The 23651-nt window shown below is 62.4% G+C and carries 23 protein-coding genes and 1 riboswitch; of the genes, 3 read left to right on the top strand and 20 right to left on the bottom strand.

The genetic code is table 11. The features are described from left to right. Positions 1-49: 49 nt before the first annotated feature. From GX181_01930 to GX181_01865, 14 genes are all read right to left on the bottom strand, one after another. Positions 50-211 (bottom strand): rubredoxin, encoded by a 162-nt coding sequence (locus tag GX181_01930; GenBank protein ID NLM70705.1) that lies wholly within the window; start codon positions 209-211, stop codon positions 50-52. A 76-nt stretch (positions 212-287) separates the two neighbouring features. Next, the gene (locus tag GX181_01925; GenBank protein ID NLM70704.1) at positions 288-1394 is read right to left on the bottom strand and encodes a M24 family metallopeptidase; all 1107 of its coding nucleotides are present in this window, start codon (positions 1392-1394) and stop codon (positions 288-290) included. Next, positions 1391-1981 carry an epoxyqueuosine reductase QueH gene (locus tag GX181_01920; GenBank protein NLM70703.1) on the bottom strand — a complete coding sequence of 197 codons (591 nt, stop codon included), beginning with the start codon at positions 1979-1981 and terminating at the stop codon, positions 1391-1393. The genes GX181_01925 and GX181_01920 overlap by 4 nt, the downstream gene beginning before the upstream one ends. A gap of 34 nt (positions 1982-2015) precedes the next feature. After that, on the bottom strand, positions 2016-3959 hold the full coding sequence (locus tag GX181_01915) for a transketolase (GenBank protein ID NLM70702.1): 1944 nt from the start codon (positions 3957-3959) through the stop codon (positions 2016-2018). A gap of 7 nt (positions 3960-3966) precedes the next feature. Continuing rightward, positions 3967-5079, bottom strand: coding sequence for an alanine racemase (gene alr / locus GX181_01910; GenBank protein NLM70701.1), 1113 nt, complete (start codon positions 5077-5079; stop codon positions 3967-3969). A 78-nt stretch (positions 5080-5157) separates the two neighbouring features. Continuing rightward, on the bottom strand, positions 5158-6552 hold the full coding sequence (locus GX181_01905; protein NLM70700.1) for a sodium:alanine symporter family protein: 1395 nt from the start codon (positions 6550-6552) through the stop codon (positions 5158-5160). Positions 6553-6791: 239 nt separating this feature from the next. Next, on the bottom strand, positions 6792-7940 hold the full coding sequence (locus GX181_01900; GenBank protein ID NLM70699.1) for a glycine reductase: 1149 nt from the start codon (positions 7938-7940) through the stop codon (positions 6792-6794). A 15-nt stretch (positions 7941-7955) separates the two neighbouring features. Next, complete coding sequence (locus GX181_01895) at positions 7956-9488, bottom strand: glycine reductase (GenBank protein ID NLM70698.1); 1533 nt, start codon at positions 9486-9488, stop codon at positions 7956-7958. 69 nt (positions 9489-9557) lie between these two features. Continuing rightward, positions 9558-10868 carry a glycine reductase complex selenoprotein B gene (grdB, locus tag GX181_01890; protein ID NLM70697.1) on the bottom strand — a complete coding sequence of 437 codons (1311 nt, stop codon included), beginning with the start codon at positions 10866-10868 and terminating at the stop codon, positions 9558-9560. Positions 10869-10882: 14 nt separating this feature from the next. Further along, positions 10883-11359, bottom strand: a complete 477-nt coding sequence (locus tag GX181_01885) for a glycine/sarcosine/betaine reductase complex selenoprotein A (protein NLM70696.1) — start codon at positions 11357-11359, stop codon at positions 10883-10885. Between the two features lie 65 nt (positions 11360-11424). Then, a complete protein-coding gene (locus GX181_01880; GenBank protein NLM70695.1) occupies positions 11425-12711 on the bottom strand; it encodes a beta-aspartyl-peptidase in 1287 nt (428 codons plus the stop codon). 34 nt (positions 12712-12745) lie between these two features. Then, entirely contained in the window at positions 12746-13066 is a 321-nt protein-coding gene (locus tag GX181_01875) for a thioredoxin (GenBank protein NLM70694.1), read from the bottom strand. Between the two features lie 40 nt (positions 13067-13106). Continuing rightward, positions 13107-13499 carry a GrdX protein gene (locus GX181_01870; GenBank protein ID NLM70693.1) on the bottom strand — a complete coding sequence of 131 codons (393 nt, stop codon included), beginning with the start codon at positions 13497-13499 and terminating at the stop codon, positions 13107-13109. A 91-nt stretch (positions 13500-13590) separates the two neighbouring features. Further along, positions 13591-13696, bottom strand: a riboswitch (glycine riboswitch). 171 nt (positions 13697-13867) lie between these two features. After that, positions 13868-15190, bottom strand: coding sequence for a sodium-dependent transporter (locus GX181_01865; GenBank protein NLM70692.1), 1323 nt, complete (start codon positions 15188-15190; stop codon positions 13868-13870). A 212-nt stretch (positions 15191-15402) separates the two neighbouring features. Between GX181_01865 and GX181_01860 the strand changes: the two genes are divergently transcribed. Genes GX181_01860 through hypE form a run of 3 tightly spaced genes read left to right on the top strand, consistent with a single transcriptional unit; the run spans position 15403 to position 17713 of the window. Further along, complete coding sequence (locus GX181_01860; GenBank protein ID NLM70691.1) at positions 15403-15657, top strand: HypC/HybG/HupF family hydrogenase formation chaperone; 255 nt, start codon at positions 15403-15405, stop codon at positions 15655-15657. After that, positions 15654-16733, top strand: a complete 1080-nt coding sequence (hypD, locus tag GX181_01855; GenBank protein NLM70690.1) for a hydrogenase formation protein HypD — start codon at positions 15654-15656, stop codon at positions 16731-16733. Before GX181_01860 ends, hypD begins: the two co-directional genes overlap by 4 nt. Then, positions 16724-17713, top strand: coding sequence for a hydrogenase expression/formation protein HypE (gene hypE / locus GX181_01850; GenBank protein NLM70689.1), 990 nt, complete (start codon positions 16724-16726; stop codon positions 17711-17713). Before hypD ends, hypE begins: the two co-directional genes overlap by 10 nt. 71 nt (positions 17714-17784) lie before the next feature. On the opposite strand, the gene GX181_01845 is transcribed toward hypE, so the two are convergent. From GX181_01845 to GX181_01820, 6 genes are all read right to left on the bottom strand, one after another. After that, positions 17785-18564, bottom strand: a complete 780-nt coding sequence (locus GX181_01845) for a TIGR00282 family metallophosphoesterase (GenBank protein ID NLM70688.1) — start codon at positions 18562-18564, stop codon at positions 17785-17787. 5 nt (positions 18565-18569) lie between these two features. After that, positions 18570-20090 carry a ribonuclease Y gene (gene rny / locus GX181_01840; protein ID NLM70687.1) on the bottom strand — a complete coding sequence of 507 codons (1521 nt, stop codon included), beginning with the start codon at positions 20088-20090 and terminating at the stop codon, positions 18570-18572. Positions 20091-20217: 127 nt separating this feature from the next. Further along, a complete protein-coding gene (locus GX181_01835) occupies positions 20218-20655 on the bottom strand; it encodes a RecX family transcriptional regulator (protein ID NLM70686.1) in 438 nt (145 codons plus the stop codon). Further along, positions 20639-22711, bottom strand: coding sequence for an ATP-dependent DNA helicase RecG (recG, locus tag GX181_01830; GenBank protein ID NLM70685.1), 2073 nt, complete (start codon positions 22709-22711; stop codon positions 20639-20641). The genes GX181_01835 and recG overlap by 17 nt, the downstream gene beginning before the upstream one ends. Continuing rightward, positions 22708-23202 (bottom strand): DivIVA domain-containing protein, encoded by a 495-nt coding sequence (locus GX181_01825; GenBank protein NLM70684.1) that lies wholly within the window; start codon positions 23200-23202, stop codon positions 22708-22710. The genes recG and GX181_01825 overlap by 4 nt, the downstream gene beginning before the upstream one ends. Further along, positions 23195-23572: a cell division protein SepF gene (locus GX181_01820; GenBank protein ID NLM70683.1), complete on the bottom strand. Its 378-nt coding sequence runs from the start codon at positions 23570-23572 to the stop codon at positions 23195-23197. The genes GX181_01825 and GX181_01820 overlap by 8 nt, the downstream gene beginning before the upstream one ends. Positions 23573-23651 lie beyond the last annotated feature (79 nt).

Here is a 23651-nt window from a genome sequence, read left to right as displayed (position 1 = left end):
TCGAGGGAGGGGCGATCGCCCCTCCCTCGTGTTCGTCGTTCGATCGGGCCTAGTCCTCCGGCTCGAACATATCCTTCGCCACTGCGCAGACCGGGCAGAGCCAGTCCTCGGGGACATCTTCAAAGGCCGTCCCCGGCGCGACTCCGTTGTCCGGATCTCCCTCCGCAGGATCGTAGACGTAGCCGCAAACGGTGCAAACGTACTTCTTCATGACAGTTCCCCCTTTTCGGTTCAGGATCATCTCGGGGCTATTATATATGCCAGTGGCGAAAAAACAAGCCGCGATGTCAGACCGGTATCTCGACCGCCTCCCTGCCCCGGCAGCCGGATATGCACACTGCGCCCGAAGCGGTGACGAGGTAGTCGTCCTCTATCCTCATGCCGCCCCACCCGTCGATATAGATGCCCGGCTCGACCGTGACCACGTCCCCCTCACAGAGGACGTCCTTCGACAGGGGGGAGAGGCGAGGCGTCTCGTGCACCTCCAGCCCCAGTCCGTGACCGAGGCTGTGAATGAAGTACTTCCCCCAGCCCTTCTCGCCCAGTATATCGCGCGCAACCGAGTCCACGTATCTTCCCTCGACGCCGGGACGGATCTCGGCCACCGCGGCATCCGCCGCCTCCAGGAGGGCGGCCTCGATCTCGCGGCCCTTGGCCGGCATCGGACCGAGGCAGAAGTTCCTAGTTATGTCGGAGACATACCCGTCGACCGTGGCGCCGAAGTCCACCGTCACCATGTCCCCTCTTTGAAATAGCCTGTCCGACGCCCTTCCGTGAGGCAGAGCCCCCCTCTCGCCCGACGCGACAATGAACTTGCCGCCCTGCCAGCCCGACTCGGCGCCACCCTTTCTTACCAGGTACTCCAGAAGGGCATTGAACTCGTTCTCGGACATGCCGGGGCGGACCTCCTTCAGCGCCTCCTCGTAGGCGGAATAGGCTATCTCGGCGGCCTTGGCGATGGCGGCGACCTCGGCGTCGTCCTTGCGCCTGCGGAGCTCCGGCAGCAGGTTCGAACAGTCATTCCAATGGCTCAGAGACCCCTCCAGGGCTCTGTAGACGGACACGACAAGCCTCTCCCCCTCGTAGCCGCCGCGGCGCCACTTTCGCTCGCGCAACAGCTCTGCGGTCCTCTCCTGCAGTAGCTTCTGGCCCTGGTGGACGACCTCGAACGGCGACTGTTCCGCCGCTTGGAGCGAATAGCGACCATCCGTCACCAGCAGGGCCTCGTCGGCCGAAATCACCGCCGCTCCGCTGCTGCCGCGGAAGCCCGATATGTAAGACAGCGACTCGCCATTGAAATTCTCGTGGGCCAGGACGACCATGACGTCAGTTCCCTCCTCCGCCATGCGCGTCCGGAGCCGCGAGAGACGGCCCTCTATATGATCGAATGTCATCTGCACTCCTCCTTCGAAAGTTCGACGTCCCGGCGAATGCTGTGGATGCATCCGCAGTATTTCTGCCTGTACAGCCCGTACTCCCTCGACAGGGCCACCGAGCGAAGGAAGCCGGCCCTCCTGCGGAAGACGCGGAGCAGCCATTCAAGCCCGTGCCGGGCAGCGCACTCGGTGCCGATCCTGTTGATCTCGTCGACGTCCTTGTGCGGGCTGATCGTGAGAGTGGTGCATAACATGCCGATCCCCGCGGCTGCGGCCGCCGAGGCCGCCGCATCAAGCTGGAGCCTGAAGCAGAGGGAGCACCTTCGCCCCCCCTCTGGCTCGTCCGCGAGGTGGGCTACCGCCTCAAGCCACGACTCGGGACGGTATTCCTCTATTATCGCCTCTCCTCCCATGATGGACTTGAGCCTGACCATGGAGTCGCGCCTTCTCGCCTCCTCATCGGCCGGGTGGATGTTGCACCCGTACCAGTAGGGCAGCACCTCGTACCCCTCGGATTCAAGATCGGCCCAGGGCACCGTGGCGTCCGGGGCGCAGCAGACGTGCAGAAGGATCCTCCTTCCTGCCGCCGGTCCTTCTCGTGTCATGATTTACCCATTTTTCGTCCCGGGCGCCCGTCCCTCACGCAAGAGACTCGAAGCACGCGGCCAGCGATAGAGGATCCAGCCCCATGGCCCGGATGACGTCCCCTGACGGGCCGGAATCGCCGTATCGGTGCACACCGACCGACCGGAACGATGGGTGCAGCCCCAGCTCCATCATCCTGGCCGCGATGATCGAGCCCATTCCGCTGTTCACATTGTGATCCTCGCAGGTGAGCACCCTCCCCGTGGCAGCAGCGGCTCTAAGCGCTTCGTCGTCCGTCTCCAACGGGCAGGAGACGGCGTAGACCGACACTTCGATCCCCTTTTCCATGAGAATCCCAGCGGCTTCCATGGCCCTCCCCGACATCGCCCCGAGGGCGAATATCGCGCCGTCAGCTCCCTTCCGCAACTGGTCGGCCCTACCGTAATCGAAGGAGTAGTCGCCCGCGAAGAGGGGCATTCCATCTCCGTCGACTAGGACTTTCAGCCTGCTCCTCCCCATGGCGAGGCAGGCGCACCCCGGCGCCCCGAGGGCCCAGCGCGTCGCCCTGTCCGTCTGGTTCGGATCGCAAGGGACGACGAGTTTGTACCCGAACATGTTTCTGAGCAGCCCGACGTAGTCTATCGCCTGGTGGGTAGCGCCGTCCTCCCCGACGTCCAGCCCCACATGGGTAAGCACCGTCTTCAGGTCCGCCTTGTTTATGTCGTTGAGCCTCTGCTGATTATAGGTCTCGGACAGTCCGAACACCCCGAACCCGGCCCAAAGGGCGGCAACTCCTGCTATGGAGGCTGCGCCGGCGGCTGTCGCGGTGGCGTGCTCCTGGATGCCTGTCTGGACGAACCACTCGGGGCAGGCGGTCGCAAAGTCCGAGGTCTTGACGGAAGACGCCAGGTCGCAGTCGAAGACCAGGATCGGGGTAGCTCCATCCTTCTTGTAGTTCAGCTCACCTATGTCCGCCAGCGCCCTGCCGAATGCCGACCGGTTGTCGGTGGGCTTCGCGTCGTACTCGTAGGTGCGCGGCTCGCCGGTGTCCAGTCGGTGCGCCGAAGGTGTGACACTGCGCCCGGCGGGAGGGGGATCCGCCCTCCTGGCACGCGCGTCCTCGAGCATTGCCGGGTCGCCGCCGAGATCGCTCATCGCCTTGGTGTACAGTTCGTCCCGCGGGGCCTTGCCGTGGTACTCCGGCGTGCCCTCCATGAAGGGGACTCCCTTGCCCATCACCGTCCTGCACAGTATCATGGTGAGAGTCGGGGAGGACTCCGCCTCCTTAAGGGCCGCGTAGAGCTCCTGGAAGGAGTGCCCGTCGCACTCGAGAACGTTCCAGCCGTCCGCTGCCCACAGGGCCTTTATGTCTGCCGGCATCACCTTGTCGAGAGTGCCGGATATCTGGATGTTGTTCCAGTCGATCAGGGCGGTGATGTTGGAGAGCCCCTCCTTGGCGGCAATCCTGCGCGCCTCCGCGCTCTGGCCCTTCGTCTGTCCTCCGTCGCCCATCAGAACGTAGGTCCTCTTGCCGCTTCCCCGGGCCCTCTGCGCCAGGGCGAAGCCGACGCCGGCCGACAGTCCCTGGCCCAGGTTTCCGCTTCCCCAGTCGATGCCCGGGACCGATCGCTCCACGTGCCCCTGGAAGGGGGAGCCGCACTGCCTGAAGTGGGCCACCGCATCCATCGGGTCGAAAAAGCCCCAGGCCGCGAGGGCTGTGTAGGCCGCCGGGGAGGTATGCCCGTGGCTTATTGCGACGTAGTCCCGGTCGAAAGAATCACAGTTCTCCGGGGTGATGTCCGCGACCCCGTAGACCGCGAGGTACATCTCCATGCTGGAGAGAGACCCCGCCGGGTGGCCGCTGTTCGGCAGCACGACCATCGTCACCGCCTCAGCGCGGCACTTCGCCGCGGCCGCCTCAAGCGAACGAACGGCTGAACCTGAGAGAACATCCACGGGAAAGTTCTTCAGTAACGGGAGATTGGTACTCACACGCATCGCCTCCTTAGGGGATATAGACCCTCGGCACCCTCTTGAGGAACGCGTTGGGGACCTCGTAGTTGATCGTGTTCCTCGCAGCGCCAATCTCCTCCGGGGTGATGACCTCGTCGCCCTGCCTGCCGATCAGAACCACCTCGTCCCCGACCTTCGCGTCCAAGCCGGTGACGTCTATCATGGTCTGGTCCATGCAGATGTTGCCCCTCATGGGGACTCGCCTGCCCTTGACCAGCACCGGGACTTTCATCGATAGGGCCCGGGAGTAGCCGTCCGCGTAACCGACGGGCAGAACGGCGATCTCCTCGTGGCCGCGGGTCATGTAGCGCAGGCCGTAGCCGACCCCGCTGCGCGGCGGGAGCTGCTTGACGAACGCTATTTCCGTCTTCACCTCGAAGGTCGGCTTCAGCTCGATCGGTCTCGGGCATTCCTCCGACGGCCACATCCCGTAGAGGATCAGCCCCGGCCGAACCGCGTCCAGGAACTTGTCCGGGCAAGCCAGCAGCCCGGCGCTGTTGCAGGCGTGACGCATCGGGATCCGTACGCCTCGCTCCTCGGCCGCCTTCAAGGCCCTCGTCAGGCCGGAGAACTGGTAGTCGGTGTACTCGAGGCGGCTCTCGTCGGCCACTGCGAAGTGGGTGAACATCCCCTCGATCTTCAGGCCGGGGATCGTAAGCAGCTCATCGAGGACGGACGGGATATCCTCGGGGAGGAAGCCGATCCGCCCCATGCCGCTGTCCACCTTGACGTGCACCGCAGCCTGCCTGCCGCGCCGTGAGGCCGCCTCGCCCAATGCCCTGGCGAAATGCAGGTCGGTGACCGAGGAGGCTATGTCATGGCTCACATACTCGTCGGCGGATTTCTCCGGCGACGGGCCAAGCACCAGTATCGGCTCGCCGATCCCGGCCTCTCGAAGCCCGAGCCCCTCGTCCGGCGTGGCCACGGCGAATCTCCTGCATCCGGCCTCCGCCAGCGCCCTGCAGACGATGACGGCGCCGTGTCCATATCCGTTGGCCTTCACAACGCCAAATATCTCGGGCCCGTCTCCAACGTGCCGTCGTATGGCCGAAAAGTTGGTCTTCAGGTTGCCCAGGTGAACTTCCATTCTTGTCGCCCGCTGCATCTGCCGTCTCTCCTTTCAGACACAGTTAAGGGGCGGCGAGCCGCCCCTTCTGATATACCTGTTTTGATGCGAGTATCCTTAGACCTTGAGCTCTCCGCTCTTGCGCTTGGTGTCGAAGTCCGCCACGAGCTTGCGAACCTCTCCCGAGACTATGAGCAGGGCCACAAGGTTGGGCACAGCCATCAGTCCGTTCAGAGTGTCTGACATATCCCACAAATGCTCCAGGAATCCCATCGCGTCGCCGAGGAAGACTCCGCCGGTGGCGCCTATGAACAGGACAACGATCCAGAGGATCTTCAGCACCGGGATGAGCTTCGTGCCGAAAATGTAGGATCCGCAGGTCTCGCAATACCAGTACCAGCCGAGGATCGTCGAGAAGGCGAACAGGGCCAGTCCGATCGAGAGGATGATCGTGCCCGTGTTGCCGAGGACCACCTCGAAGCCGGAGAGGGTGAGCTGAGCTCCGGAGAGATCCGGTCTTCCGGTGAGCATTCCGCTGGTCATGATCACAAGGGCGGTCAGGGTGCAGACCACGATGGTGTCGACGAACACCTCGAATATCCCGTACAGGCCCTGGCGGCAGGGGTGATCGACAACGGCGGCGGCGTGCGCCATCGGGGCGGAGCCAAGTCCGGCCTCGTTGGAGAAGACGCCCCTCGCCACTCCCCTGACCATGGCTTGCTTTATCGTCCAGCCCGCTATCGCTCCCGGCATGGCCATCGGATCGGTGATCGCGTAGTTGAATGCGCTTGCGAACGCGGGGCCTATCTGGTCGCTCTTCGTGACTACGACGATTATCGCGCCGATGATGTAGAAGACCGCCATGAAGGGCACAAGGTAGGTGGTGACGTCGGAGATCCTCTTGAGGCCTCCGATGATCACGAGCGCCGTGAGTATGGCGACCGCTATGCCACTGTACAGGTAGGGGATGCCGAAGCCCATCTCGAAGCCCTCGGCGACCGAGTTGGACTGAACAGCGCATCCGATTCCGAAGGAGGCAAGGAACCCGAATAGGGCGAAGAGCCAGGCGAGCCACTTGGCGTTCGCGCCCTTCTCGAGTATGTACATCGTGCCTCCGCGCCAGTCGCCTATGTCGTCCTTCTCGCGGAAGTGGACGGCGAGGATGACCTCCGCCATCTTCGTCGCCATGCCGAAGAACGCGGACACGAGCATCCAGAAGAGAGCTCCGGGGCCGCCGAGGTGAATCGCCGTGGCCACGCCGGCGATGTTGCCGGTGCCGATCGTGGACGCCATGGCGGTGGACAGGGCCGCAAAGGATGATATGGCGCCCTCTCCCTCCTTCCTCTTGCCTAGGTTACCAAAGATCTCCTTGAAGCTGAGGAAGAAGTAGCGAAGCTGCGGAAAGCCGAGAATGACGGTGAGATAGACGCCGGTCCCGACCAGCAGGGCCAACATCCAGGGCCCCCAAACAATACCGTTGACAAAACTGTTGATCTCCATGATCTTTTCCATGCTGTCAATTCCCCCTTTGTTAAATAGAAAGAGCTAAGTGAAAGCATTTCCGCCCCTTGAAAAGCAAGGGGTTTCACTGGATCGACCGCGGAACGTATCCGCGCCCTAAAGCCGGCAGGTCTTCATCGACCACCCCCCTCAAGGAATTCTATAAAGAGAAACGCCCGCGTCCGGAATGGAGTATACCACAACAATCGGTAAAACAGGACAACAATGGCGCCCTCAATCCCTCATTATCATCAGATATAGCCGCCCTTTTTCAGGATCGCCTCGGCCTTCTCAAGGTTTTTTGCCGCGACCTTGATGACAGGGCCGGTGCAGCCCATGGAGGACTCCGCGTATATGTCCTCCTTCCACAGGGCCTTGACCCCGTCCTCGATCGACAGCACGTCGATACCGCCGATCTCGTCGTCCGTGGGCTCTGCGGGAGGCGCTTCCACCTCCTCGGAGGCGACAGCCTTCGGCGTCAGCGAATCGATTATATCCAGCATCCCGGCCCTCTTCGCAGCCTTCAGCTCGGACGCGACCTTCTCCGGAAGGCCACCCGCGACGACCTTGGCGGTGTACTCGAGCGCGCCCGCTATCACCGGCGCACCCGAGGCGCGCGAGATGATGGATATGACCTTGCTCCACCCCTCGCCGACCGACGGGCCGTACCCCCATCCGAGCGACTCGTACGAGCCGCCCGTGGTGAAGGACGAGAAGAGCTTCATCAGCACGTTGCCCGTCAATGTGTCTGCCACGCAGACGTCGACCGCTCCGGCGAGAAGATCGTTGCCGCGCAGCACGGCGCCCCCGTCCTTCCTGACGCTCGTCCCGAAGGAGAACGAGTAGCCTTTCTCCTTCATCTTCGCCAGGGCCTTGTGTACTATCTGCGCCCCGTCGACGTTCAGGATGCCCACCGTGGGATCGGCGATCCCGAGGGCCTTGGCGACCGCAGTTCCGTACACGGCGTTGCGCACCATCGCCTCCACCCTGCCCACGGCGGACGTGCCGGTGGAGGAGGCAATTATCATCGGTCTGCCCCTTCCGGGGGTAAGCACCCTGCCGATCGTCGTAACGCCAAGCGGGAAGGGGTAGTGAAGAGCCACCGCTCCCGCGATGCGCCCGTCGGACAGAGCCTTCTCCATCGCGCTGGAGACCTCCTCCTCGCACGGCCCGGTCTCAATCCATTGGAGCTGCTCGAAGCCGGGGACCCTGGGGCCTATCATGACCACCTCTACCCGGGAACCCCCGTCCAATGCCTGGGTCGCGCCCCGGGCCAGCTCCTCCCCGCCCATCTCGCTGCCCATGGACATGAGCCCCACCGGGACGCTCGGCCCGCCCGAACGGGCCTCGGCCACGATATCGGCAAGCGCCTTTCCTACAAGAGTTTTAATCTCCGACATCTCCGTCACCGCCGCTTATTCGAGCTTGCTCGCAAGCTCGGACAGGACCTCGAGGAGAAGGGACTTGATGTCGTCCTTTGAGACGGCCGACACCCCGCCCTTCGCACCGGTCGGCGGCTCTATCAGGAAGGAGGCGCCGTCGGCGAGGTTGGTGAGGCGAGCGAGGAAGAGGCTTCCCTTGCCGATGACCATGGCCCTCTTCATCCTGCCCTCCTTCATCGCGTCACATGCGTGACCTATGAAGGGCACGCCCGAGGGAATGTGCCCCTGGGTGTGGGCTATTCCGGGGACCCCGCGCTCCTCCACGAACTTCATCATGTCGGCCCTCTCTATCGCCTTCTTGGTGACGGCAAGAGCCGCTGTAATCTTGATGTTGGCCAGCGGGACGTCACCCGCGCCCGCGGGCAGGGTGATCTCGTTGATGTGCATCTCGGAGGCGTACTTGTCAACGTCAAGGAAGGAGAGACCGGCCTTCTCGAGGGGCTCGAGGATGAGGGCTGTCGTCACCGCCTGGGGGGACGACCCGGCACCGACCGAGTGCTTGCCGAGCACGTCGAGTCGCATGACGGGCAGAGTGCCATCGTCGGGCGTCAGCAGGACGGCGAAGCTTCCCAGACAGTCCTCGAGCGCGGGGAGCTTCTTCTTCACGTGATCCCGGCCATTCATGAAGAGTTTCGGCACAGCCCCTCCGGCGACTACGATGCAGTTGTCCCGGGCACCGCAGGCGACCTGGGTCGCCGCCGCGATCATGCCGTTTACAGGACCGGCGCAGAAACTCCTGACGTCGAAGCCGCTGGCGTTCACGCATCCGGCTATCTCGGCTATCGCCTTGGCGAAGTTGCCCCCTCCGCGCTGGTTCATGTCGCCGGCGGCCTCCTCGGAGCACTCGACGATGAAGTCGACCTCCTCCGGGGCCATGCCGGTGTTCTTCAGCAGGTGCAGCAGCGAGAGCAGCGCGCTAGTCTTGCTGGCAAGGTTCTCAAGCAGGACGTAGGCAAACAAACAGTCGTCTATATCATGCCCGTTGCGCACGCATCCGACCGTCTTCCCTCCGTGGAAGAGAGGCACCGCCTTGCGGTTGGTCGTCTCATTTTCTATCTCGGAGAGGTCGTGTCCCTCCTCCAGCCGCGAGAGGATGGCGTCGTTCATCACGGGGCTCTGCTTCAACTTCTCCCTCACGGACGCCGCGAAGCCCTTCTCCAACCAGATTATGTCGAAGACATCGCATATATCCATCAGTCCGAGGAACTCGTCCTCGGGCATGATCTCACCATAAGCACCGTAACGGCTGGAATCCGGAAGCCTGTTCTCGTACCAGGGCTGCGGGGTATCCCCGAGCTTCTCTATGGGGATCCCGCCGATGTAGGCCTGGTTCGGGGCGTAATCCCTGGCCTCCTCGAAGCTCTGCATGAACGAGGGCAGTTCTTTTAAAAACTCCGTCTCTCCCTTCGTCATCCTCTCCACGTAAGGTGTGTTCCCGTAGTGAAGACCGGTCTCGGGGGCGTGGTTAAGGCAGTAGGCGTATCCTTTGATACCTACTGTTGCCATGGCGTACCAACCTCCTTGTACTTTTCTCGCGCGGCCGGGCCTGGTGGCCCGGCCGCATACGCAACGGAATCAGTCGGTGAATACCGTCTGTTCCGTTATCTCCGTCTGAAGCGCCTTTAGGGACTTCTCCACCAAGTGACGCCTGATCTCCTTCTCTTCGGCCATGGTCCTGGACGGGTCGCCCAGCGGGTAGGGTATCGCCACCGCCGGGACTATCCTGTTGGCGCCCACCGTCAGGGATATCGGGACGATGGTGCACACGTGAACCACCGGAAGCCCCGCTCTCTCTATCTCCTTCACCATCGTTGCACCGCAACGAGTGCAGGTGCCTCAGGTGGAGGTGAGGATCACGGCGGTGACCCCGTCGGCAATGAGCCTCTCGGCTATCTCGACAGCGAAGCGCTTGGAGCTGGCGACGGCGGTGCCGTTGCCTACCGTCGAGTAGAACTTGTTGTGCAGCTTCTTGAAGACGCCCTCTCTCTCCATCTCGCGCAGAACGTCGACCGGAAGCACTCTGTCGGCGTCCTGGTCCGCGTAGGTGGCGTCGTAGCCGCCGTGCGCAGTGCAGTATGCGTCGCACGTGAGGTCGTCCACGCCGGTGATGTCGTACTCGCCGAACTTGCTGGCGCTGGAGGCCTCGATGTGGTCCGGGTTGCCGACCGGGCAGATGCCGCCCGACGTGACGAGGGCGATGACCGCTTCCTTCATGTCCTTTATGGCCGGACTGGGTGGAACCCGGTCGAAGACGGGCATCGGATACTCGGTGACGAAGGGCTCGCCCTTGAGCTTGGCTACGAACATGTCGACCGCCCGCTCGGCGGCGAGCTTCTCGTAGAACTTGTTCTTCCTGATGCCTCGCTCGATGTAGCCCTCCTCTGTCGGGGTCCCGAGCTCCTCTCCCTTGAGCAGCTTGAGCACGAGAGCGGCCATCGCGGGGACGGCCTTCCTCATCCCGGCGGCGCTGTCGGGAGTCTCGACGATGAAGAAGCTCTTCTTGTACATCTCTGCGCCGGGGTTCTCCGGGTACATTCCGGAAACGACCGGTATGCCCAGCTCCTTGACTACCGCCTCGCCAAGAGCGCCGCACGCGGTTCCGTAGCGGCCCGCGTTGAAGGCGGGGCCGGCGATTACCGCATCGGGCTTGTACTTTTTCATCATACCCAGAATTTCGTCCGCGGTCTTCTCCATGTTCGATGCGAAGTAGGAGTCGCCGCAGATCACTGTAGCTACGATCTCGGCATCGGCGCCGAGCGCGGCCTTGAACGCCTGCCCGGGCCCGACAATGCCCTCGCGGATCTCGGGGGCGATGTCCGCCTTCTCCTCTCCACCTATGCCGGCGTAAAACTGGTTGATGTAGTGAATGATCCGGTATGACACGATGACGACCTCCCCTCCTACAGGGCGAACTTGCTGAACTGCGACCTGATGCCGCTAACGGACTCCGCCAGCTTCTCGGGGTCGAGCACCATCTCCATCATGCTGATCTGCTCCTCCCAAGCGGCCGCGTCGCACTCGTCCCTAATCTCCTGCTCGAACACGTGGTATACAGCGAGTCCAGACTGGACTCCGGCCAATGGACCTGCAAATGTCGGGTCTCCGTTGCTCACCGTCTCGGCGTAGATCTCCGCGCCCTCGGCGTCGGACGATCCCAAGACGACGACCAGATTCTCCGGCCCGTACTTCTCAGCGGCGTCTTTGATGCGCTGCTGATTCTGCAGATCCATGGCGCCTGCGGCGGTTCATACGAAGCACTCGGTGACCGAGAAGGTGATCTCCGCTCCGCTATCCTTGAGGCAAGCCTCCATAGCGGGGCCGGGGACGCCGTCTCTTTCACCGAGGAGAAGCAATTTCTTTCCTGCGAGCTTTCCCATGCTCTCGTACCTCCTGGTTTATTCTCTATTGACTGTTTTGGTTGCCCGTCGTTCGTGCAACCGGATCAGATTGTGTACGCCCCGAGCTTGGTAAAACCGAGCTCGTTAGTGGAACCAAGTATCGCCTGGAGCTCGACCGTGATCGTGCCGTCGTCGGCGAGGGACCCCTGCCAACCTCCGGCTATCACGTTAGCCTCCTCCGGGAACCCTATGACCTTTTCCATCGGAGGCAGAACTATGACCTCGTTGGCGTTCCCCGCCGTCACGCAGGCGTCCCCCTCCGGGCAGGAGTCGGCGAGCGACTGGCTCGCTCCGTCCTGGCCGGCGTACTCGTCGGTGAGAAGAGTGGTCTTGATGCCGGAGCGCTCCGCCTTCCAGCAGTTCATGATCAGGTCGGCGTCCGGGTTGCCGAAGCCCTCTTCGGAGATCAGCAGTCCCTCGACTCCCAGGGTCTTCGCCAGGTTTATCGAGTAGGAGGAGCTTCTCTTCTTGTCGGCCAGTGTCACGTTCTCGTTGGTGATTATGCAGCCGAGGAAGTTGAAGTCCTTGCCGTGGCGCTTGAACATATTATAGATGATGGGGTTGTTCTGGTGCGAGTATGTGTTGTTCTTGTCGCACGCCGAGACGCAGTTTCCGGACACTATCGCGCCGTCCATGACCTCCGTCGGGTTGATCAGAGTAGGCAGTATCTTCTTGGCGTCCACTCCGTAGACGTAGGTGTCGTGCAGAAGCCCCTGCGATTGCAGCATGTAGAGATAGGCGACCTTGGGCAGCCCGGGGTGGGCGTGCATGGCGTCCTTGAGCGGCGGTGTCTCGTAGGTCTCGACCGAATCCACCTTCGCGTCGAGGCACTTCTCCGCCAGGTAGGCGGCCGCCTTCAACCCGGCTATCCTGCATGCGGTTTCGTGATCGTGCTTATCGATTCCGTCCACGTTCTCGAGTATGACGACAATGTTGCAGGTGCCGGAATAGGGGGTGTACTCCGCCCCCGGCCCCTTCATGTCGATTATGCCCTCCTGGAAGCGCACTATCTTTCCGGTGGTGACCACCGCCGCTCCGGTGAGGACAAGAGTCTTGCCCTCGCCCACCGTGTCCACGTCGGATATCATTCCCGGGAAGACCCCTCCGGGGCCATCCATCTTGAACCTCGGCTCGATAACGTCCTTGACCGGCAGTATCCTCACGCTCTCCCCGGGCATGGCGAAGTCGACGTCGACCTTGGCCAGGCGTTCGTCGCCCGAGAGCACGGAGAGCAGCTCCTGCTTGTCGACCGTTAGAACTCCGTTCTCGGCAAAGGTCCTGTCGCCCCAGGCCAGCCTGTTCACCTTCACCCTGTGCAGCTCTAGTTTCATGCTGTCTTTTTCCCCCCTTTTCAGATGCCGAAGGCTACTTCAAAAGCCCCTCGACGTTCTCCTTGATCTTCTCCAGAGTGACCTCGCCACCGCTGATGCGGGCCACCTCCTCTCCCCCCTTCCAGAACAGGAAGGCTGGAAGCCCCATGACCTTGTTGGCGATCGCGACCCTGCGGTTCCCGGAAATATCCACGGAGCAGAACTTGACCTTGCCCTCGTACTCCTTCGCCATCTCCTTGACGTTGGGAAGCAGCGCCATGCAGGGACCGCATTTCGGGCCCCAGAAGTCAACCAGCACCGGAAGGGCGCTCTCCTTGACCTCGGCGTCGAAGTTCTCCTTTGTCAGTTCGACCATTGACATTCACCCCCTTTGTTAAGAACTGAAACAGTGACAATCAGACAATCCCGTACCGGGAAAGACTCTCTTTCATCAGCTCCGCGTCGATGAGTGCAAAATCCCCCCTGACATCGGGCGGGGCGTCCTCCGGCCTCATGATGCGCGCCGAGGGCGCGGAGAAGACGGCTATCGCGTTTTCAATGTACTCAAGCGACAGCTGATCCGTCGAGGCTGCGCCGCCTCGGGGCCCTTCCAAAAGTACAGAGCGATAGGGGTGTTGATGCGGCCTAAGGTTGCCATACAGAGGGTGCGTGAGGAGGACCCATCCCATGTGAACCAGGTCCCTTGTTCGTCTCAGGACATCCAGAGATGAACCGTCGATGAAATCGCATGCCGACGATCTGTTTTTAAGAAATGGATTGTTGGTCACAAGAACGCTGCGACAGGCCATCCTAACGCCTCCTCGAAGAAGCGGAGCAAGGTTGGTTCAACTCTCTGTCGCATAGCCCCTTCGGGGGGAGCTATTATATTCTTCAGAGGCCCGTCCAGCCGCAATCCTTTCGCCTGAGAGTTTCCGCCCCCTCCCGGGTGGCATTGCCCCTTCGGCGCTCTCCTACTTTGCAGGAGAGTCTCTCTTGCTGCCTTCATCCGTAGGCGCACTCATTTTCACACATAGAAAAAAGCGCGTCAAGCCTTTTCGCCAAACCAACATAAAAAAAGCGGGCGGCGTCGCTCCCCTCACAGGGTTCGATCGCCGCCCAGGCCTCCTAATGGAAGCGCATCATACTTGTCTTGCCTTATCCACTCGCCGCGGTGTGGTTACCACTTAAGGCCGGTGTAGAAGATGTAGAGGATGGCCGCAGGGGCAACCACGCGGCATATCCAGATCCAGATCTCCATGAGACCGAATCCAATCGTGCCCTCGTTGGTGACCTCCTTGCGGGCGTCGTCCGTCCAGAACCAGCCCACGAACAGGGAGATGAAGACTCCGCCGAGCGGAAGGAGGACGTTGGAGGAAAGGAAGTCCATCGCGTCGAAGAAGTCCTTGCCGTAGACCTTGGGTGCTCCCGACAGGGAGGTAGCGCAAGGCACGCCCAGTAGGAAAATGAGGAAACCCATGATGACTGCGGCCTTGGGCCTGGTCCATCCCTGGTCGATGAAGTACGCGGCGCAGACCTCGAGAAGCGAGATGGCCGAGGTGAGGGCGGCGATAAAGAGGAGCAGGAAGAAGAGGGCGGACCAGATCATTCCGCCGGGCATCATGGCGAAGACCGAGGGAAGAGTGACGAAGGTCAGACCGGGGCCCGCACCAGCGTCAACTCCGAACGCAAAGACCGCCGGGAAGATGACGAGTCCGGCGAGGAAGGCCACGAGGCTGTCGATGACGCAGACCTGCACCGCCGAGCTTGGCAGGGCCGTCTGCTTGTCTACGTAGCTTCCGTAGGTGATCATGCAGCCCATGCCGAGAGATAGCGAGAAGAACGCCTGTCCCAGCGCGACCGCTATTGTCGTTCCGGTGATCTTTGAGAAGTCCGGCTTAAGGTAGAAGTCGAGCCCCGCGCCGGCACCTTCGAGAGTCACGGATCTCGCGATCAGAACTATCAGGATGAGGAAGAGGGCCGGCATGAGGAACTTGCAGTACTTCTCGATTCCCTCGCCCACGCCCCTGTAGACCACCCAGATCGTCACTGCCATGAAGACCGCCTGGTAGGCGACGACCAGCATCTGGTTGGACACGAATTCGCCGAACACGGTCCCGGCGTCCGCGGCCATCAGGCCGGTGAAGGAGTGGAAGAAGTACTTGATCGTCCATCCGCCGATGACCCCGTAGAACGACAGAATGGTGAAGCCGGAGACGATCCCCATCCAGCCGACGACCGGCCAGAGGCCTCCTGCAAGCTTCTGGAAGGAGCCGACCGCGTTGAGGCGTGCCTTTCTGCCTATCGCCACCTCCGCCAGCATCACGGAGGAACCGATGATGATCACAAGTGCCAAGTAGACCACGACGAAGGCCGCTCCGCCGCTCTGCCCGGTCACATACGGGAAGCGCCATATGTTCCCAAGTCCGACCGCGGAGCCGGCCGCTGCCAGGATGAATCCTAACTTGCTACCCCACTGCTCTCTTTCTGCATTCTGTGTCATTATTCCGATACCCCTCCTTTGTAATCGATTAGTACGTCAAGCAAAACGTTGCATACAAAACATTCTTTCTCCCGCCCACCTCCCTCAGCGTCATAGTACTTACAATGCCCTATAATCGAGTCGTATTATACACCAGAACTCCATTCTTCCAAGCGAAAGATGCATTTTTTCATTTCTGGAGTACAATGACCCCCTGAAGGGGAGTGGTTTTTATGTGTCTTGCAGTTCCTCACGTTATCTCCGAGATCCTGGGGGAGGGCAGGGCGATTGCCGCGGCGGGCGCCGTGGCCGCGGAGATCAGGACGGACCTGCTGGACTCTCCCGCGCCGGGGGACGTCGTCCTGGTTCACGCCGGCTTCGCCATAGAGAGGCTGTCCCCCTCCGAGTCGGACGAGCTTTTGGCTCTGTGGGACGAGGTGAGGAGGCTGGCCGAGGCGTCGCGACTACCCGAAGCTCCGCAGAGATGAAGTCCTTCGTGTCCGAGGCGTCCCTGGCGCTTCACCGCGTTATATCATCGCCGATCTCCGTGATGGAGGTCTGCGGCACCCACACAGTGTCGATCTTCCGCGCCGGGCTCAGGTGCCTCCTGCCGCCGGAGCTGCGCTTGGTCTCCGGCCCCGGATGCCCTGTGTGCGTAACGGATCAGGGGGAGGTGGACTGCGCCCTGTCGCTTCTCGACCGAGGCTTCATAGTCGCGGCCTACGGAGATATGTTCCGCGTTCCCGGAGAGTCGGGCTCGCTCGCCTCGAGGCGCGAGAAGGGCTTCGACGCGCGCGTCGTCACCAGCGCCATGGACCCGCTGGAGATCGCGCTGAACTCGCCCGGCAGGGAGGTCGTCTTTCTGGCGGTCGGCTTCGAGACGACCGCTCCCGCCACGGCCGCGCTGGTGCTGGAGGCATCCAGGCGAGGAATACCCAACCTGTCGGTCCTGTCCTTCCACAAGCGCACCCCTCCTGCCCTGGCGGCCCTCTCGTCCGACCAGGAGCTGGAGCTGTCCGGCTTTCTTCTGCCTGGTCATGTAAGCGTGATACTCGGGCACGAGCCATTTCGCTTTCTCGCCGATGATAGGGGAATTCCCTCGGTGATCGCGGGATTCGATCCCGGGCAGATAATGGCGGGACTGGTCGAGATAGCGCTGCAGGTTCAAAAAGGAGAGCCTCGCCTCGCCTCCGTGTACGGACGAGCCGTCCGCCCGGAGGGGAACAGCAGGGCGCGCGCCTTGATGGACCGGATCTTCGAAGGGCGCGACTCCTGTTGGAGAGGGCTCGGCGTGCTGCCAGAATCGGGCATGGCGCTTCGCGAGGAGTTCTCGCAGTTCGACGCGGAGAGACGATTCTCGCTTGCGCCGTCTCCGGGAAGAACGCCGCCCGGCTGCAGATGCGGCGAGGTGTTGACGGGCAGGATATCCCCACCGGAGTGCGATCTGTTCGGCACGAGCTGCACCCCGGCCTCCCCTGTCGGGCCGTGCATGGTCTCGGCGGAGGGGTCGTGCGGCGCTTTCTTCCGTTTTTACCGAAAAGAGGGAGGTTCGCGATGCTTATAGGGCTTGGGCACGGAAGCGGCGGAAGGCAGAGCCAGAAGCTGGTTCAGGCCCTGCTGGCGCCCTTTTACCGGCGAGGGATAGGGCCGGAGCTGGAGGACTCCGCACTGCTCCCCGGAGGGTACGCCATGACGGTGGACGGCTTCACAGTCTCACCTAGGACCTTCCCCGGCGGCGACATGGGGCATCTCTGCGTCTGCGGCTGTGTAAACGATCTTGCCGTGAGAGGGGCATCACCGGATTTCCTCGGCATCGGCCTGATCATCGAGGAGGGTTTTCCAGCGGATGAGCTGGCGACGTACATGGAGAGCGCCGCGCGAACCTGCGAATCGATAGGGATGAGTTTGGCGGCGGGGGACACCAAGGTGGTTCCCTCCGGGGCGATCGACGGTGTCTATTTCTTCGGGACCGCCTTCGGGAAGGTCAAAAGCCGCGCCCCTCTGCAGGCGGGAAACATCAGGCCCGGGGACTCGCTCATCGTATCCGGCCCCGTCGGACGCCACGGGGCGACCATCGCCGCTGCCCGCTACAACCTCTCTGTATCCGGCCTGATCAGCGACTGCGCCCCGCTTTGGTCCGCGCTCGAGCCACTGCTCGCCCTCGATGGACTGCGCTGCATGAGGGACTGCACGCGGGGGGGGCTCGGGGCAGTGCTCTGCGAGTGGGCCGAGGCCTCCGGGCTGCACCTCTCCCTCGACGAGGAGAGCATCCCCATCGACGACGAGGTGTGGTCCGTGTGCGACGTCCTTGGCTTCGACCCTGTCTACATGGCGTGCGAGGGGTGCGCAGTGGCGGCGTGCGACCCGTCCGACGCGGACGCCGTCCTCTCCCTCCTGTCCGAGTCCCCCCTCTGTTCGGGGGCCTCTCTGATCGGCGAGGTCACGGCCGGCGAACCGAGAGGGATGGTGTCCATGAGGACATCGATCGGCGGAGAGCGGCTGGTTGACATGCCGTTCGGGGAGCTACTGCCCCGAATCTGCTGAAAAAAGAAGACGAGCGGAAAGCTGCTCACCGCTCGTCTCGGTCTGTCATCGTAAAGTCCGGGGCTCCTCTTCTAGAAGGAAAGCCTCTCGAACACCCTTGTTATACCGGTCGCCCTACCGGTCTCGTCGTCCAGAGTTATTATCACCCCGTTCAACGCAAGCCCGTCGGAGGAGACCTCGTACTTCGCCGGCATGCCGGTGAGGTACCTTGAGATGACGCCTTCGAGCTTCACGCCGATCGAGCTTCTGTGCCCGCCGGTCATCCCCGCGTCGGTGATGAAGGCCGTCCCCCCGGGGAGGATCTCCTCGTCCGCGGTCTGCACATGAGTGTGCGTGCCCACGAACGCGGCGACCCTTCCGTCGAGGTAGTAGCCGAGGGCCCTCTTCTCTGACGTCGCCTCTGCGTGAAAATCGACGAACACCGGCAGATCGCCGGCGGCGGCCACTATCTCGTCCGCCTTCCTGAAGGGGCAGTCCAGCGGTGCCATGAAGACCCTTCCGATAAGGTTGGCCACCACCAGCTTGCGATCCCCCTTCTCAAGGGTCATCCACCCCTGGCCGGGGCAGGCGTCCGGGTAGTTCGCGGGGCGCACGACCCTCGGCTCCTCCGCCATGAACTGGATCCCCTCGGGCTTGTCCCAGATATGATTGCCCGATGTCAAGCCCGATATGCCGGCCGCGAAGAGCTCGTCCGCGACCTTTCTTGTTATACCCTTGCCGGCCGCCGCGTTCTCGCAGTTGGCCAGGACGAAGTCGAAGCCTCCCTCCCTCTCGGCCAGTCGCGGCAGAACCTCCGCCACGACCTTCCTGCCGGGACGACCAATGATGTCGCCTATGAAGAGTATCTTCATAACCGCTACTTTGCGTACTCGGTGGCGCGGGTCTCCTTGGTCGCCGTGACCTTTATCTGCCCCGGGTACTTCAGCTCCTCCTCGATCTTCCGCGCCACGTCGAATGCGATCTTGTGCACAATCGCGTCGTCGGAGATGTTGGGGCTCACCACCACCCGTATCTCGCGGCCCGCCTGTATGGCGTAGGCCTTGCTTACGCCGTTGAAAGTCTTCGCAAGTTCCTCGAGCTTCTCGAGCCTCTTGACGTACGCGTCCAAACTCTCGCGCCTTGCTCCCGGCCGTGACGCGCTCACCGCGTCCGCCGCGGCCACTATCACGTCGTAGACGCTCTTGGCCTCCTGGTCCTCATGGTGCGCGGCTATGGCGTTCACTACCTCGGGGCTCTCGTTGAACCTCTTCGCCAGGTCAGCCCCGATCAGGGCGTGCGGCCCCTCTATCTTGTGGTCCACCGCCTTGCCCAGGTCGTGCAGCAGCCCGGCTCGGCGGGCGATCTCCTCGTCTATCCCCAGTTCGGCCGCTATCATGCCGGACAGGTAGGCCACCTCGAGGCTATGTTGCAGGGCGTTCTGCCCGTAGCTGAAGCGGAACTTAAGCTGACCTAGAGTGTGGACCAGCTCCGGGTGCATGTTCTTGACGCCGGTGTCCAGAAGGGCACCCTCTCCTGCCTCCACTATCTGCGCCTCGACGTCGCGTGTCGCCTTTTCTATCAGCTCCTCTATCCGGGCGGGATGTATCCTCCCGTCGACCACCAAGCGCTCCAGCGCAATCCTGGCTATCTCGCGCCTTACGGGATCGAAGCTGCTGAGAGTCACCGCCTCGGGGGTGTCGTCCACTATGAGGTCGACACCGGCGATGGTCTCGAACGTCCTTATGTTTCTGCCTTCCCTGCCTATTATGCGCCCCTTCATCTCGTCGGAAGGCAGGTGAACCACGCTGACCGCCGCCTCCGACGTGTGCTCGACCGCGCAGCGCTGAACCGCGGTCACTATTATCTCCCGTGCCTTCCTGTCGGCCTCTCTCTTCGACTTCTCCTCCAGCTCCTTCAGACGAAGGCCCAGAATATGCTGCGCCTCCTCCTCCGTCCTCCGAAGGAGAAGATCCCTCGCCTCGTCCGAGGTCATCCTAGCGATCTCCTCGAGGCGCTCTAGCTGCCTCTTTTTGATCCCGTCGACCTCGATCATCCTGGAGTCGAGCTCCTCCTGCCTGGCCTTCAGCTCGTCCTCGCGGTGAGCCACCCTGTCGAGCTTGCGATCCAGGTTCTCCTCCTTTTGCTCCAGCCGCCGCTCCGCTCGCTGAAGCTCCGATCGGCGCTCCTTGCCCTCGCGCTCTATCTCCTGGCGAAGCCTGAAGGCCTCCTCTTTCGCCTCGGTGAGCCTCTCGCGCTTCGCCTGTTCGGCCGCTATCGACGCCTCTCTAAGTATCACCTGGGCCTGCACCTTGGCGTTCATTATGTTCTTCTTCCCGAAGGACTTTGAGAACAGGAAGCCTGCTCCGGCGCCGGCGGCGATACCAAGTAAAAACGCCATTATCACGTTGAAAAGATTCATTGCGCAACTATCACTCCTCGATTTTATTTTCAAGGTGCCATAAGTCTACAAGACATGGGGGGCACTCTCCTCCATGCCACTGATATTGTACAGTTGATATTCGCCCCTAACAAGCCCCGTCAAGTGAATTTCTGCAGACGGAGGGGGAAAAACCGCGCCGCAGCAGCCTGCCCTCCATCTTCGAACGCTCCATACCCAGGCTCGACCACTCCTCCACGAGAGCGGCCGCCCGATCCTCCTCGTCGACCTCCTCCAACGCCCTCTCTACCAGGTCGCGAGCGACCCCCCTCGCGGCGAGCTCGTCGCGCAGCCTGCGGAGGCCCCACTCTTCGTGGGAGTCCACGAACAGCACGGCGTAGGCGGCGTCGTCGATCCAGCCGGCCTGCTCGAACCTGTCGAGCAGCTCCTCCGCCTCATCTCGCGGAACGCCCCTTCGAAGAAGCTTCTCCAGGGCGACTCCCCTGGTCTGGGGGGAGTGATCGAGCAGCGATACGAGGTAATCCTCGGGCGATCTGCCCCTCCTCCTATCACGCTGTCTCGACAAGGTTCAGCGACCTCCCCAGCACGTGATTCACCCTCTGTGCTAGCAACGGACTGCCCTGCAGCGCCCCATCCCTATCCACCAGGGAGAAGGCCTCTTTGCGGGCGAGAAGCAGCAGCTCCTGGTCCCTTCTCAGGTCGGCGATCCTGAAGTCCGTGATGCCCGACTGGCGGACGCCGCACACCTCGCCGGGGCCCCTGAGCCTCAGGTCCGCCTCCGCTATCTCGAAGCCGTCGGATGTGGAGCTGAAAGCTCTGACCCTCTGATAACTCTCCGGCGACTTCGGCGAACAGATCAGGATGCAGCAGCCCTCCCTGTCTCCCCTGCCCACCCGGCCCCGAAGCTGGTGCAGCTGCGAGAGGCCGAACCGCTCCGCGTCCTCGATGACCATCACCGTGGCCTCCGGCACGTCCACCCCGACCTCCACCACGGTGGTCGCGACCAGCAGGGAGGAGGCGCCGCCCGTGAAGTCATCCATGGCCCGCTCCTTTTCCTCCATGCCGAGCCTACCGTGCACCAGCCCCACTCCGAAGCCCGACAGCTCCTTGGACAGGTGATCGAAGCGCTCCGTGGCAGCCGCGAGATCGGATTCGCTCTCCTCGATGAGAGGGCAGATCCAAAAGGCCCTCTCTCCCGCCGCGAAGCGCTTCTTCAGGAAGCCGATCACCCCGGGCAGTTGACTCGGGGGGACGACGCGAGTCGCGACACCCTTCCTCCCCGGCGGCATGTCGGGTATCCTGGAGACGGAGAGGTCTCCGTACACGGTCAAAGTAAGAGTCCTCGGTATTGGTGTGGCCGTCATGACAAGCACGTGGGGGGACTCCCCCTTGGTGCGGAAGCTGTGCTTCTGCAGGACGCCGAATCGGTGCTGCTCATCCACTATGGCGAGCCCGAGCTTCGAGAATGAGACTCCCTCGGAGAGCAGGGCGTGCGTGCCTATCACGGCCGCGATCTCACCTGACTCCAGCCCTGCGTGGGCCTCCCTCTTCTCCCTTGCTCCGGTCGATCCCGTGAGCAGGGAGCAGGGCAGGCCGAGTGACTCGAATACAGGGCGCAGGTTGAGATAGTGCTGGCGGGCAAGTATCTCCGTGGGCGCCAGCAGGGCCCCCTGGCAGCCACCGTCGATGGCGGCGAGCAGCGCGACCAGGGCCACAACCGTCTTTCCCGAGCCTACATCCCCTTGGAGCAGGCGGTTCATCGGCACTGTCCTCTCCATGTCGGAGAGTATCTCGTCAAGCACCACTTTCTGTCCGGGGGTGAGTTCGAACGGGACGAGCCTCGCCAGGTACTCGGCCACGTGTCGGCCCCTCGCGATGGAGGGGGCGGGCGATCCGATCCCGCCTCTCGCCCGGCGCAGTGCCAGTCCGGCCTGGAGCAGAAAAAACTCGTCGAATACGAGCCGCCTCCTGGCCTCCTTCCATGCATCTCTCGACGTGGGATAGTGCATCTCCATCATGCAGGGAGCGAGGTCCTTGAACGAGTGGCGGTTTTTTACGTCTTCGGGAAGATAATCATCGAGCTGCGGGAGGTATCTCTCAAGGGCGTTTCTGACTATTCGTCGGAGAGTCTTCTGGTGAAGCCCCGCCGTCGTGGGATATATCGGGACTATGGATAGGAAGCCATCGTCCGGGTCGTCCTCGTCGAGCACCTCGAAGTCGGGGGACGTCAACTGGACTCCGCCCCCTCTCGACTCGACCCTGCCGTAGAGAGCGACCCTCATCCCGGGGATGAATATATTCTCGAGGCCCTTGCGGTTGAACCACACGGCCCTAACCATGCTTCGCCCGTCCGTCACCAGGAGGGTCGAAAGAGACAGGTTCCTTTTGGCGGTTCGTCTCTTCTCCAGCGCGACCACCCGGGCGATGACGGAGGCCGTCGTCCCCGGGTCGAGGGAGGAAAGGGGCGTGAGCGACCTTCTGTCCTCGTAGCGACGAGGGAAAAGGAAGAGTAAATCCTCCGCCGTGAGGACATCAAGATTAGCCAGTTTTCTTTCCCTTACCGGGCCCACACCCTTGACGTAGCGCACCGGATCGGACAGAGAGGGGGCCGCGCTCGTCAACTGGGAAGCGCTTCCTCCGTCGCGGCCTCCTCGTCCTCGTATATCGTGTCCATCTCTATAAGCGAGGCGAAACGGGATAAAAGTGCCTTGAAGTCGGCTTTGAACTCCTGCCTGAGCTTGAGGAAGTGGTCGATCTCCTTCTTCGTGCGCTCCTTTCGCGCCTCCGCCTCGAGGTAGAGGCGCTCGGCCTTCGACTTGGCCGTCTCTATGATGTTTTTCGCCTCCGTCTCGGCGGCCTCGGCCTTGGCGTCAGCTGTCTTCTGAGCCATCAGCAGAGTGCCCGAGAGAGTCTCCTTGAGCTCCTCATGCTCCCGGATCTTGTCCTCCAGGCGCGCCGCGTAGCGCTCGAGATCGGCGTACTGAATGCAGTACTTCTGGATGTCCTCCGCCACCCGGTCCAAAAACCTGTCCACCTCCGTGGCGGAGTAGCCTCTAACCGCCCTGGAGAACCGCTTGCTTTCGATGTCGCGAGCTGTCAGCAGATCAGGCACCGTCCTCCTCCTCCCATTCCTCAATCATGCTCTTCCTAGGCGCCGCGATGAAGACCCCCCCCGCTGCGCGAATGACAGTACCCCTGTTGGCGAAGGCCGCTCCGCAGAGAAAGTCGAGCAGGCTCTGGCCTGTCTCCCGCTCGAGGCCCCTTAGGTCGACCAGAACCATCCTGCCCCTGCGAAGCTCCTGGACGAGGTCCTCCTTCCGGCGGATGCCCTCGGCGCCCCTGGCGACAATAATGGCCGCGCTCTCCGAGAGAGGCTGGAGGACACGTTCCTCCCTCGCCTCAAGCTCGGCGGACTCGGCGGAGGCCTCTTCGTCGATCGATCTGTCCACAAGCCCCAAAAGCGACATCACCCTGTCCAGCACGACCCTAGGCTCCCGGCGCTCAGTGTCGGCTTCCGAAAACGGCCGAACCTATCCTGACCATTGTAGATCCCTCTTGGAT

It is taken from the genome of Synergistaceae bacterium (assembly GCA_012521675.1).
In the GTDB taxonomy this organism is placed as follows: domain Bacteria; phylum Synergistota; class Synergistia; order Synergistales; family Aminobacteriaceae; genus JAAYLU01.
The sequence above is the reverse complement of the archived record's forward strand: the minus strand, read 5'-3'. Positions and strand labels throughout refer to the sequence as shown.

What these genes read in the sequence shown, in the direction of transcription:
- GX181_01930 (NLM70705.1), bottom strand. Translation starts at nt 211, where the DNA reads ATGAAGAAGTACGTTTGCACCGTTTGCGGCTACGTCTACGATCCTGCG.
- GX181_01925 (NLM70704.1), bottom strand. Translation starts at nt 1,394, where the DNA reads ATGACATTCGATCATATAGAGGGCCGTCTCTCGCGGCTCCGGACGCGC.
- GX181_01920 (NLM70703.1), bottom strand. Translation starts at nt 1,981, where the DNA reads ATGACACGAGAAGGACCGGCGGCAGGAAGGAGGATCCTTCTGCACGTC.
- GX181_01915 (NLM70702.1), bottom strand. Translation starts at nt 3,959, where the DNA reads ATGCGTGTGAGTACCAATCTCCCGTTACTGAAGAACTTTCCCGTGGAT.
- alr (NLM70701.1), bottom strand. Translation starts at nt 5,079, where the DNA reads ATGCAGCGGGCGACAAGAATGGAAGTTCACCTGGGCAACCTGAAGACC.
- GX181_01905 (NLM70700.1), bottom strand. Translation starts at nt 6,552, where the DNA reads ATGGAAAAGATCATGGAGATCAACAGTTTTGTCAACGGTATTGTTTGG.
- GX181_01900 (NLM70699.1), bottom strand. Translation starts at nt 7,940, where the DNA reads ATGTCGGAGATTAAAACTCTTGTAGGAAAGGCGCTTGCCGATATCGTG.
- GX181_01895 (NLM70698.1), bottom strand. Translation starts at nt 9,488, where the DNA reads ATGGCAACAGTAGGTATCAAAGGATACGCCTACTGCCTTAACCACGCC.
- GX181_01880 (NLM70695.1), bottom strand. Translation starts at nt 12,711, where the DNA reads ATGAAACTAGAGCTGCACAGGGTGAAGGTGAACAGGCTGGCCTGGGGC.
- GX181_01875 (NLM70694.1), bottom strand. Translation starts at nt 13,066, where the DNA reads ATGGTCGAACTGACAAAGGAGAACTTCGACGCCGAGGTCAAGGAGAGC.
- GX181_01870 (NLM70693.1), bottom strand. Translation starts at nt 13,499, where the DNA reads ATGGCCTGTCGCAGCGTTCTTGTGACCAACAATCCATTTCTTAAAAAC.
- GX181_01865 (NLM70692.1), bottom strand. Translation starts at nt 15,190, where the DNA reads ATGACACAGAATGCAGAAAGAGAGCAGTGGGGTAGCAAGTTAGGATTC.
- GX181_01860 (NLM70691.1), top strand. Translation starts at nt 15,403, where the DNA reads ATGTGTCTTGCAGTTCCTCACGTTATCTCCGAGATCCTGGGGGAGGGC.
- hypD (NLM70690.1), top strand. Translation starts at nt 15,654, where the DNA reads ATGAAGTCCTTCGTGTCCGAGGCGTCCCTGGCGCTTCACCGCGTTATA.
- hypE (NLM70689.1), top strand. Translation starts at nt 16,724, where the DNA reads ATGCTTATAGGGCTTGGGCACGGAAGCGGCGGAAGGCAGAGCCAGAAG.
- GX181_01845 (NLM70688.1), bottom strand. Translation starts at nt 18,564, where the DNA reads ATGAAGATACTCTTCATAGGCGACATCATTGGTCGTCCCGGCAGGAAG.
- rny (NLM70687.1), bottom strand. Translation starts at nt 20,090, where the DNA reads ATGGCGTTTTTACTTGGTATCGCCGCCGGCGCCGGAGCAGGCTTCCTG.